This is a genomic window from Mangrovimonas cancribranchiae (genome assembly GCF_037126245.1).
Taxonomy (GTDB): domain Bacteria; phylum Bacteroidota; class Bacteroidia; order Flavobacteriales; family Flavobacteriaceae; genus Mangrovimonas; species Mangrovimonas cancribranchiae.
Genome location: NZ_CP136925.1, coordinates 475,665 through 487,590 on the forward strand (window position 1 = coordinate 475,665; position 11,926 = coordinate 487,590).

The 11,926-nt window shown below is 35.0% G+C and carries 8 protein-coding genes; 7 read left to right on the forward strand and 1 reads right to left on the reverse strand.

From position 1 onward, the window contains the following. Positions 1-31: 31 nt before the first annotated feature. The 6 genes from R3L15_RS02115 to R3L15_RS02140 all read left to right on the forward strand — a co-directional run bounded on the left by R3L15_RS02115 (position 32) and on the right by R3L15_RS02140 (position 4,800). The gene (locus tag R3L15_RS02115) at positions 32-1,138 is read left to right on the forward strand and encodes an adenylate kinase (protein WP_338732959.1); all 1,107 of its coding nucleotides are present in this window, start codon (positions 32-34) and stop codon (positions 1,136-1,138) included. A gap of 41 nt (positions 1,139-1,179) precedes the next feature. After that, positions 1,180-2,178, forward strand: coding sequence for a GTPase ObgE (obgE, locus tag R3L15_RS02120; protein ID WP_338732960.1), 999 nt, complete (start codon positions 1,180-1,182; stop codon positions 2,176-2,178). Between the two features lie 13 nt (positions 2,179-2,191). Beyond that, complete coding sequence (locus R3L15_RS02125) at positions 2,192-2,899, forward strand: ion transporter (protein ID WP_338732961.1); 708 nt, start codon at positions 2,192-2,194, stop codon at positions 2,897-2,899. An 18-nt stretch (positions 2,900-2,917) separates the two neighbouring features. Further along, the gene (locus R3L15_RS02130) at positions 2,918-3,436 is read left to right on the forward strand and encodes a DUF4136 domain-containing protein (RefSeq protein WP_338732962.1); all 519 of its coding nucleotides are present in this window, start codon (positions 2,918-2,920) and stop codon (positions 3,434-3,436) included. 83 nt (positions 3,437-3,519) lie between these two features. After that, complete coding sequence (locus R3L15_RS02135; RefSeq protein WP_338732964.1) at positions 3,520-4,071, forward strand: DUF664 domain-containing protein; 552 nt, start codon at positions 3,520-3,522, stop codon at positions 4,069-4,071. A 12-nt stretch (positions 4,072-4,083) separates the two neighbouring features. After that, the gene (locus R3L15_RS02140) at positions 4,084-4,800 is read left to right on the forward strand and encodes an SDR family oxidoreductase (RefSeq protein WP_338732966.1); all 717 of its coding nucleotides are present in this window, start codon (positions 4,084-4,086) and stop codon (positions 4,798-4,800) included. A gap of 37 nt (positions 4,801-4,837) precedes the next feature. On the opposite strand, the gene R3L15_RS02145 is transcribed toward R3L15_RS02140, so the two are convergent. After that, a complete protein-coding gene (locus R3L15_RS02145) occupies positions 4,838-11,035 on the reverse strand; it encodes an MG2 domain-containing protein (protein WP_338732967.1) in 6,198 nt (2,065 codons plus the stop codon). A 142-nt stretch (positions 11,036-11,177) separates the two neighbouring features. Here R3L15_RS02145 and R3L15_RS02150 point away from each other — a divergent pair, with 142 nt between their 5' ends. Next, on the forward strand, positions 11,178-11,915 hold the full coding sequence (locus R3L15_RS02150) for a hypothetical protein (RefSeq protein WP_338732968.1): 738 nt from the start codon (positions 11,178-11,180) through the stop codon (positions 11,913-11,915). Positions 11,916-11,926 lie beyond the last annotated feature (11 nt).

Genomic DNA, 11,926 nt, shown 5'->3' on the forward strand with positions numbered 1-11,926 from the left:
TCTTTGCTTTTCTAAAAATAAAAAATAAGAGGTGAAGCTTCACGATTTAGAATTTAAACCGTTTATAAGAGCTAAAGAAATTGAGCAAACTGTTAGCCGAATGGTAACAGAAATAGCCAATGATTTGAAAGATGAAGTTCCTGTGTTTGTGGGGATTTTAAATGGCTCGTTTATGTTTGTAAGTGATTTTGTAAAAGCCTACCCAAAACCGTGCGAGGTAACATTTATTAAGCTCGCATCTTACGAAGGGGTGAAATCTACAGACGACATTCAAAGACTAATAGGCTTAACACAGGACCTTACGGGACGAACGGTAGTAATTTTAGAAGATATTATTGATTCCGGGAAAACGTTAGCCGAAGTACATCGTATTTTTAAAAATGAAAATGTAAAAGCGCTTAAAATAGCGACTCTATTTTACAAACCCGAAGCTTATAAAAAAGACTTTAAATTACATTATGTAGGTATAGAAATTCCAACAAAATTTATTGTAGGCTATGGTTTAGACTACAGTGGTTTAGGGAGAGACTTGCCAGAAGTATATCAACTTAAAACAACACAACACATGACAAATTTAGTCCTATTTGGACCTCCAGGTGCTGGAAAAGGAACACAAGCAGAATTCTTAAAAGAAAAATACAATTTAGTACATATTTCTACCGGAGATGTGTTCCGATACAATATAAAAAATGAAACTGCTTTAGGAATGCTAGCAAAATCTTACATGGATAAAGGTGAGTTGGTTCCAGACCAAGTAACCATAGATATGCTAAATGCCGAAGTTGAAAAAAATACAGATGCTAACGGTTTTATTTTTGACGGTTTCCCAAGAACCAATGCGCAAGCAAAAGCTTTAGATAAGTTAATGGATGAAAAAGACTCTCAAATTAATGCTATGATTGCACTTGAGGTTGATGATGAGGTGCTTGTTCAACGTTTATTAGAACGCGGAAAAACAAGTGGCCGTGCCGATGATGCCGATGAAAACATTATTAGAAATCGTATAACAGAGTATTATAAAAAAACAGCTATTCTTAAAGACTTTTACTCGGCGCAAGACAAATTTTACGGTGTTGATGGTGTAGGTAGTATAGAAGAAATCACAGAGCGATTAAGTAAGGTTATAGACAACCTTTAAAAGTTCAATTAAAAATATTCCTGTGTTTACAGGAAGTAACTATGACAGAAGGAAATTTTGTAGACTACGTAAAACTATATGTGTCATCGGGTAAAGGTGGGAAAGGTTCTGCACATTTACACCGTGAAAAGTATATAGCTAAAGGCGGACCAGATGGAGGTGATGGTGGTCGAGGAGGTAACGTAATAATACGCGGTAACAAAAACCTTTGGACCCTTTTTGAATATAAATTTAAACGCCATTTTAGAGCAGAACATGGTGGCGATGGCGGTAAACAGCGTAGTACAGGAGCCGATGGCGCCGATGTGTATATGGATGTTCCTTTAGGAACGGTTGTTAGAGATAAACTTTCGAATGACATTCTTTTTGAAATTACCGAAAACGGTGAAGAAAAAATTATTGCTCAAGGCGGAAAAGGTGGACGCGGTAATTGGCATTTTAAAAGTGCTACCAATCAAACGCCACGTTATGCGCAACCAGGAATACCAGGAGAGGAAAAAGAAATTATTCTAGAGTTAAAAGTTTTAGCCGATGTAGGTTTAGTAGGATTCCCAAATGCAGGGAAATCTACATTACTATCGGTAGTTACAGCAGCTAAGCCTAAAATTGCCGATTACGAGTTTACAACCCTAAAACCTAATTTAGGGATTGTAAAACATAGAGAATTTCAAACGTTTGTTATGGCAGATATCCCTGGAATTATAGAAGGTGCTGCCGAAGGAAAAGGTCTTGGACATTACTTTTTACGCCATATAGAACGTAACTCTACACTATTATTTTTAATTCCTGCAGATGCCGATGATATTAATAAGCAATACGATATTTTGTTGGGTGAGCTAAAACGCTATAATCCCGAAATGTTAGATAAAGAACGTTTTATTGCGATATCGAAAAGTGATATGTTAGATGAGGAATTAAAAACCGAATTAAAAGCAGAGCTCGATAAGACTCTTCCTGTAAATTATATGTTTATTTCTGCCGTAGCACAACAAGGTATTACCGAGTTAAAAGATAAATTATGGGATATGCTTAACAATTAAAATCGACCCCCACATGAAAGATTTTATTAAAAGCATTGTAGAGATTAACGATAATAAATTAAGCCGTTGGTTTGCTTTTATTATTCAAGGGTTAATTTTATTATCGGTTATAGCTTTTACGGTTGAGACGTTACCAGATTTAAAGCCGCAAACAAGAGACATACTCAAGTCTATAGAAATTGTAACCGTTATTGTTTTTACTATAGAATATTTGTTAAGAATTTATGTAGCAGATAATAAACCGAAATTTATTTTTAGTTTCTATGGAATTATTGATTTGGTATCCATTTTACCATTTTACCTAGCGATAGGTTTCGATTTAAGATCGCTTCGTGCCCTTCGTTTTTTACGAATTTTTAGAGTGCTAAAAATGGTTCGATACAATAAAGCTATGGCGCATTTTATGTTTGCTATAAAATCGGTAAAAGAAGAAATTATATTATTTGTCATGGTTACCATGATATTAATTTACTTTTCAGGTGTAGGAATATATTATTTTGAAAATCAGGCGCAGCCAGAAAATTTCTCGTCAATTTTTGATAGTTTATGGTGGGCAATTATTACCTTAACAACCGTAGGTTATGGCGATGTTTATCCCGTAACAATAGGTGGTAGAGTTTTTACATTTTTAATTTTAATGATAGGGTTAGGAATTGTAGCTATTCCAACAGGAATTATTTCATCAGCGTTAACTAAAACTATGGATGAAAAAAATGAGTAACTTTAAACATAAAAAAATATGAGATACATACCTTTTGTCCTCTTTTTGTTACTTGTGTCATGCGCACCGGTTAAAGTAAGTTACGATTATGATGACACTGTAGATTTTTCATCATATAAAACCTATAACTATTATTCCGATATAAAAACAGGATTAAGCGAGTTAGATAGTAAGCGTATCTTTACTATTTTAGATAAAGCTTTAGAAAAGAAAAACCTTACCTTATCTAAAAATCCAGATTTCTATATCGATCTTCAAACTTCTCAGCATAAAGAAGCCAACAGAAGTAGAGTTGGTATAGGTATTGGCGGTGGCGGAAGGCATGTAGGAGGAGGTGTTTCGGTTGGTGTTCCAGTAGGAAAGGACAATATTAAAAGAGCTATCCAATTCGATTTTGTCGATGAAAACGGCAAAGGACTTTTCTGGCAAGCTATTAGTGAAAGCTCTTACAACTCTAACGATACTCCAGAAGAACGCTTAACACAATTGCAAACCATTGTAGATAAAGTATTAGAAGGCTATCCGCCAAAAAAATAATACTTATTCGTTAAGTTGATGTTAATGGTTTTTGGTTACATTTTAGGTTGTGTATCTTGAGGTACTTTAAAAAAACAACCATTATGAAAAACCATGTATTTACCTTAATTTTCTTATTTTCTGTCTTTACAGCATCGTCTCAATATCAAGTAGAACCTCCAAGAGGGTTTAGCCAAAATATTGGTAATATGGTGAGTATGTTAGATAATTTAAAAGATAGAGTAGAAGGATTAGTAAAAGACTTAACCCAAGAGCAAACCGATTTTCTTATCGATGAAAATGCTAATAGAATAGGCGCTATTATTTACCATCTAGCAGCCACCGAAGCGTATTATCAAATATATACTTTTGAAGGTAGACAGTTTAACGAAGAAGAAAAAGCGAAGTGGGAAACAGCATTAAGCTTAGGTGAAAAAGGGCGCAAAGATATCCAAGGGAAGCCTATAAAATACTATTTAAACATTTATGACGATGTTAGAAAGAAAACCAAAAAGTTATTAAAGCAAAAAGATGATATCTGGTTTTCTGAAAAGAATGGTGTAATGACAAACCATTGGGCGTGGTTTCACGTAATGGAGCATCAAGCAAATCATATGGGGCAATTAGCCTTTTTAACAAAACGATTACCAAATTAAAATAGATATATTATGACACATAAAGTAGCTTTAATAACAGGCGGAACAAAAGGTATAGGCTTTGGTATTGCGAAAGCTTTATTAGACCAAAATATTAATGTAGCCATCACAAGTAGAAGTAGCGCTAAAGCTCATGAAGCAGCTGGTAAACTTAACGCGGCATCTAAAACCGATGCCAAGGTTTTTGGTTTAAAAGCCGATGTACGAAGTTTAGAAAGTCAGCAAGAAGCCGTTAACGATGTTTTAAAAGAGTTTGGCCAATTAGATATTGTTGTAGCGAATGCTGGTTTAGGGCATTTTGCAAGTATTGAAGATTTAACACCCGAACAATGGCAAGAAACCATCGATACCAATTTAACGGGTGTTTTCAATTCTATAAAAGCGAGTGTCGATGCGTTGAAAGCTTCCAAAGGATATTACATAACTATTTCTAGTTTGGCAGGAACCAATTTCTTTGCCAAGGGTTCTGCGTATAATGCGAGTAAGTTTGGAGTAACAGGATTTACACAATCTGTAATGTTAGATTTAAGACAGTATGGTATAAAAGTAAGTACCATTATGCCGGGGTCGGTTTCTACAAACTTTAATGGTAACGAACCAAGCGATAAAGATGCTTGGAAAATTCAAAGTGAAGATATTGGCGAACTGGTTGTCGATTTAATAAAAATGAATCCACGCACCTTACCAAGTAAAATAGAAGTAAGGCCAAGTATGCCACCAAGTAAATAAACAAAAAAGCGGTTTCATTTTGAAACCGCTTTTTTTATTAGTTTTTAACTGAAATTCTAACCCCTTCGCTATGGCTGCTAAACTCTGGCGCGTACATACTTTGTATCGTGGTAATGCCATTACTCATATTACCAGCGTTGTTAACACGTAAATCGTACTCAAACACATAAACGCCTTTTGGTAGAAAGTCGAAAAAGAAGTTGGTGCTTGCATCTTTGGTGCTTTCGTAATATCCTAATCCATCCTGCCATTTGTATTTTGAGAGTACATTTACAGGTTCTAATCCAGAAGCGCGCATATCCTTCATATGAATAAACTCCATATCACGATCGCTTCGTAATTCAATACGTACACGAACTAAATCGCCAACTTCAAGTAGCGTTTCAGGTGTGATTTCGGTAATCACTTCACCAGTATCTGTATGCGTTTTTTTGAATAATTTCTTCTGAAGTTTTAAAGGTGTTTCAGCAGAAGTAATGTTGTCTAAATCTTCAAAATATTGCCAGTACAAACTTCCCCAAGCAATACCATCGCTTTTTTTGGTTAGGGTTACACTAGCCATTTCTGGTGTAATTTCTGAAGCATTCCAAGCGGTTTTATAATAGCCTGTTCCGGCTTCCACTTTTACATTGTCCAATTTTGAAGGATCGATTTGTTTTCCGCCAACCAAAACATCAACAGCTTCGGTAACAGATAACCAATTGCTACCTTGAAGTAACAGCGCATATACAGCATTGGTTGTGGCTTTGGTGGTTTCCCATTTGTTGGTTTGCTTGTTTTTAAGCAACCATATTTTTAGGTTGTCGATGGTTTCAAGGTTTTTTACTTCACTTTGAAAAACCGTACCAACTTCAGAAAATACTTCAATCATCAAGGCTTGGGTTTCAATAGGCGCTTGATACCAATACCAAGATGCCGAGTTTTCTTTCCAATACATACCTAATTCCTCTGAAGTGATGCTGTTTTCTTTGAGTGATTTTAAAATGCTTTCGGCTGTTTTATCATCATTCATTCTATGGGTTATCAACGCCATTAATCCTTTTGAATACAACGATCGTTTTAACCAATATTTCTGAATTTGCGATAGATAATAATTGGAAATATTTTTGACTTCTTTGGATTGTTCGATTTCTGGAAAAAAGCTACGCATATACAAGTAATGCAGTTGTGTATAAGTCAAATGATCTTTGCTTAAATCGACATTTTTATTGTGTTTTTTAAGGTTATTGTATTCTTCAACAAGTTTTGAATCGAGATACCTAATAGCTTTGTTTATCATTTGAGATTCCTCGTCGCTTTGCTCTGTCGGAATAACATTGAGGCGTTTTAAATGCCCAAATCCAGTGATGATGTGTTGCGTAATAAAACGGTTTGGTCGTCCGCCATTAAACCATGCCCAAGCGCCATTATCCATTTGATTTTGTTTGAGCTTACGTAAGGTGTTTTGTAGTTCGTTGTTCATTTTGTTGAGGTCAAACAACAAGGCAATGCGCTTTTTTTGTTCGGTTTCACTTTGTGCGTCGCGTAACCAAGGTGTTTCTTGAATAAGAATGTTTTTTAAGTCTTCATTCTTTTCCAGATTACTAATAAGTGCATCTTGAGAAGCCCATTGCTTAAACACCTCCTGAATTCTCGGATTACTGTTGGCAATATGACTCGCCAAGGCATTAGCGTAATATCGGCTAAACGTTTGCTCGTTGCAATCATACGGATACTCCATTAAGTATGGCAAGGCTTGAACGGCATACCAAGCCGGATTGGAAGTCATTTCCAGAGTTAATTTATGATGTTTTAAGGTGGTTGAGGTATTGGTTTTTAATTTGTCTAACGTAAACGTTCTGGTTTCGTTGCTTTTTATCCACATCGGCAACGTTTCAGTAACTAACATTCTGTTAGATAAAACAGGTAATGCGTTTTGTTCGCCATCACTAAAATCGCCAGCTTTGGCCAGAATTTTATATTGAATGGCATTGATATTTTCTGGGATTGACAAACTCCAAGCAATTTGAGTGTTGCCGTTTTGTTTTATAGAAAAGCTTTCAATAGCACTCGAACTAATTATCGTCTCGGTAATGACTTTTCCAGTTACAGCATCAAGTAATTGCAATTGCGCTTGCCCAGATAAAGTTTTATCGGACAGATTGGCGATTTTGGTGCTAATAACAATCTTGTCGCCGTGACGTAAAAACCGAGGTGTGTTTGGTATGACCATAAGTTCTTTTTGTGTCACGGTTTCCAAACGGGTTATTGCACTTTCCAGTGTTTTGGTATGCCCTAAAAGTTGTAACTTCCATTGAGTTAAAGCTTCTGGTGTTGTAAAACTAAAACTTACATTGCCATCTTTATCGGTTTGTAACTGCGGATAGAAAAAGGCCGTTTCTTGGAGGTTTTTACGAGTTTGAACTAGAGATAAATCAGTTTTTTTAGTTGTTATGACAAGCACACCATTAGCACCTTGTGAGCCATAAAGAGCGGCACCATTAGCTCCTTTTAAAGTATCTGCTTTTAGGATTTGATTGGAAGATAAATTTTGTAGTTCTTCTTCAGAAGCTATTTTGCCATCGATAACGATTAGTGCTTTATTTTTACTTGATATAGATCGATCTCCTCTAAAAGTTATTTTAGTGTCTCTTGTAACTCCAAATGATGTAGTAACTACTTCATCCATTTCAGCATCTTCAGCAACCATTTCGTTTATCGCAATACCAGAAACCTTACCACGTAACATCTGGTGTCGGTTTCCTAAGTGTAATCCAAACCAATTTAATTCATCATATTCTTGTAGTGGATAATTAGCATACAAAAGATTTTGGTTGTACACTCTAAAGCCATTAATAGCAAAACTTAAACGGGCGTTTTTACGTAAATACGAATTGTAAATAGGTTGTTGTAATGGGGTAAAATTCCAACTATGTGGTTTAAATTGGTCTAACGACTTGTCGTACATACTAGCCAATAATTCGGCTGAAACTTGCTCACCTTTAGGCCCTTTTACCTTAAAACTCCACGTTTCTTTTTCACCTGGTTGAAGCTTGTCTCTAAAGGTTGTGGTTTCAATTTCTAAATCGGTTTTAGGGTAGGGGACAGCAATCATTTTAACCCCAGAACCAAAACTATTAGCAAATGCATAATTATAATGCACGGCAAATCCGCCGATATCTTTTTTAGTCACGGGAATACTAATCGTTTTTTTCTGATTATTGAGTGTGATAATTTCGGTTTTAACCAGACGTTTATCTTTTTCAACGGCTAGTGTGACCACCATATTCTTAGCTGAAGATCCTATGATAACATTTACTCTATCATTAGGTTGATAGCTTGATGTATCGGTTGTAATACTGAATAGTTGATTATCGGCTAAGGTTTTGTCTTTAGTACTATAAAGTGTTGTTCTAGTTTGGTCTTTTACTGATTGCCCAAATTTGTCCTCCGTTTCCAAAGTGATAAGATATTTGCCGGATTCCCACTTTTTAATGTTGCCCAACAACAGCTCCTTGGAATTTTCAGTATTGAAAGATTCTTCAAACACCAACTCGCCTTTTTCCCAATTTTTTGAATCACTTTCATTGGTATAGGCTTCGTTAGGGAATTTTTTCAAAAACTCATTTTTGGCAATTTCTTGGTAATCTGGTGACTCCCAAGGTCGTGGTCTAAGCACACGATTTGGTGCGTTTAATTTATACATTTTTATGGTTCCTATTGCAGGAACAAACTCACCGTTTAGGTTTTTGGTATCTATGGTAAGTTGATGCTTGTTATTAGATTTGTCCAAGGTGTTTTCAACCAGGATTTTTGCTGTCAAAGCGTGATAGCCAACATTGACAAAGGTTGTGCTACTTCTAGTTTCACCGTTAATGTCGGTAACATCTGCCGTGACTTCATATTGAAATGTAGGTAGGTTATCTTTGTTCACATTCTGGTCTGGAAGTGCCAAGAACGTAATATTGAATTCCCCGTTGTCATTGGTTGTGGTTTCGCCAAAGGCAATTTCTTGAGGCTCACTGTTAAACCAAGGTCTTGACCAATAATACCATCTTGGGAACTGTACTTTTCTATGTACACGATAGACCACTTTGGCGTTGGAAATATTACTTCCTGCATAAGCTTTTGCGGTTCCGTTTACCGTGACAGAATCGTTGACTTTAAAGGTTTCGCTTACAGGATTGAAATTGGTTTCAAATTTTGGGCGCTTGTATTCTTCAACAGAGATGTTGGCATAAGTATATTCGCCACAAAACATATCCAAACTATAACTTCCAGTTAGGCCGTTGTTTGGTAAAATGAATTCTCCTGAAACCGAGCCATATTCGTTGGTTTTTAAAAGTAGTTCGCTAACCACTTCGTCATTAACATTTTTGAGTCTGATTTTGGCGGCTTGTCCTGCGTTAATTTTGGTCGTTCCGTTTTTTATAATGGTGTTTATTCCTTTAAAATATACGGTTTGTCCAGGTCTGTAAATACTTCTGTCGGTAAACAAAAAACCTTTGTGTTGGATTTCGTTTTCTGGATTGTTGTTACGGTAGTTATACAAGTAAAACTCTCCAAAATCAGCTGTATCATTGTTGCAATTTACATTAATATTAACGTTTCTTAATCGCTCATTACCTTGTTTACTTCTATTGAAAAAACCTTGAGGATCTGTGGTGTAAGTTTCGTTAAACGTAGTCTTGTTATAATTTTTTTGATACGTTAATACTATTTTAGCACCACTAATAGGTTGTCCATTATTACGGTTAATAATTTGAAAACGATATTGAAAATCATCGGTTAATTCTACAATGGCAAGATTGGTGACTTGAATGGTTTTTGCGGCAAAAGTTTGTTCGGTATTATTTACATTGGCTGTAATAATATAATGTCCATTGTTAAGCTGTGGAATACCGACTTCGGTTGTATGAATTTGGTAATCGTTTTCGTTTTTTAATTTACTTGTAAATTCTTTGTGTGTTGATAATTTATTGAGGAATAAACGCTTTTTATCTTCTCGGTAAATTTTATTAAAAGCCTTTATTTGCGAATACGATGCGTTGTAGATTTTAAAATTTAAAGCATTTATATTCTTATAACGTACTAAAACTTTAGCATGCGTATTAATAGGAGATTGCGTTTCTGATGTAATTTGAAGCTGTTCGCTAAGAATTTGTTCTTTAAGGACTTCTAATTTTTTTGCGGCCCGACTTTTCGGGTAAGCAAAAATGTAGTTATTGCAAATTGCCAAGGCTTCCTTCAACTTCCATCTATTATCTTCGTTTGTTTTTGCATTATAAGTATGTCCTTGTTTCTTTAATATTTTAGCTTTTTCAAACGCATACAAACCCGAAATAGCTTGCCCTTTGTACTTTGCTATATTCTGGTCTAGGGCTTTTAAAAGTACCTTATCTTTATTTGTGAATGTACTATTGTTGTAAACAAAATTTAAGCGTTCAAGGTCCACTTCAACTAAGGCTTCTGGTGATTTCCTTTTTAAATGATATGCTGTAAGGTTTTGATATAGTTTTAAGGCGTTAAGTTGAAGAGATGTGGTGTCTTTTGAAACAATATTTAGTTTTGAAAACTCACTAGCTGTAGTTAAAAGCTCAGGGTTGTCAATTTCAAATTTGTACGCAGGTTTACTAATGCTGTTTTCATCGGTTTTATAAAATGATAGTGCGTTATGTGCTAAAATATCGTAAAGTGTAGGTCTGAGTTTTTTCGAGCCTTCAGCTGTTGTGATAATACTTTTAAAATCATGAACAGTTATACTTTGTAACTGTTTGGAATCACTTAACGAGTTTTGGTAATAGCAACTAATTTCTTCGAATAAAGTTTGCAAATCCCAAGTTCTAAAATCGGTGTTATCAACTTTTTCAGAAGTTTTGGTACGGTCGTAAAATTTCCATCTATTTTTCTGAAAATATTGCCAATATAAGGTAGCCAACATGTTTTCCAACACGGCTTTAGTAGCTGAGTCGTTATTAATGATTTCGGTTTTAAAATCGTTTATAATATTCAGTTGTGCATCTTCTTCTAGAATTAAAGCATATTTACTTTTAAACAGTAAAGTTTTTATTTGCTGCGGTTTATTATCCTCTTTTTTGGCCTGACTTTCAATTTGCTCAACAATTTTTAAAGCCGATTTTGGTAGGCCTTTGTTATCAAAATCTTCAACTTGTTTCCAGAGAGACTCATAATTGTCTTGAGCTTGTGTTGTGTGAGCAAAAAGTATAATCATTAAAAGTGCCGTAAAATATTTCATATGTGTTGAGTTCTTCAAAAGTTACATTCAAAATGTATTCCAAAATAAATGAATTGGTGTAAAAATGTAGTTAACTTTAAGTGAAGTTAGCTAAATTTTAAGTAATCTTGAAAAAGCAATTTTTTAATTTCTACAATTTGATATGCTTCGGTTAGTTATCTTTTTTGTGTGTACTATTTCAGTTTTTGGACAATCTGAAGTAGAAAATATATCAAGCTTACTTGCCCAGAAAGAGTATCGCACTGCAAAAGAACAGGCCGAAAAACTTTTTGCGGCTCAACCAACAAATTTGAAAGCGCAAGAGCTTTTAGGAGATACTTACGGTTATTTAAAAGACTGGGATAAGGCCATTACTATTTACAAAAATCTTACTGAGTTAAAACCGTACAATGCTAATTACCATTATAAATATGGCGGTGCGTTAGGTATGAAAGCTAAGTCTGTTAATAAGCTACAAGCGTTAATGATGATTAATGATGTTGAACAAGCATTTTTAAAAGCCACTCAACTAAATCCTAAGCACATTAACGCGCATTGGGCTTTAGTACATTATTACTTGTACGTTCCAGGAATTGTTGGTGGAAGCAATAAAAAAGCCTTGAATTACGCTAAAAAATTGCAAGCATTATCCGCCGTTGATGGCTTTCTAGCTTTGGGGCAAGTGTCTGAATACAAAGAAGACTTTAAAATTGCGGAAACCAATTATAAAAAAGCTGTTTCGGTAGGAGGAAGCAAAACCTGTTACATGCATTTGATAGACTTATATGTGACTTTTGAAAAATACCAAATGGCTGTCAATACTCTACAAGAAGCCTATAATAAGTTAGGAGACGATAGCTTTTTAGAGCGAATTTCTGAAATAAAAACCAAAATAGATTAAGGCTTTACATA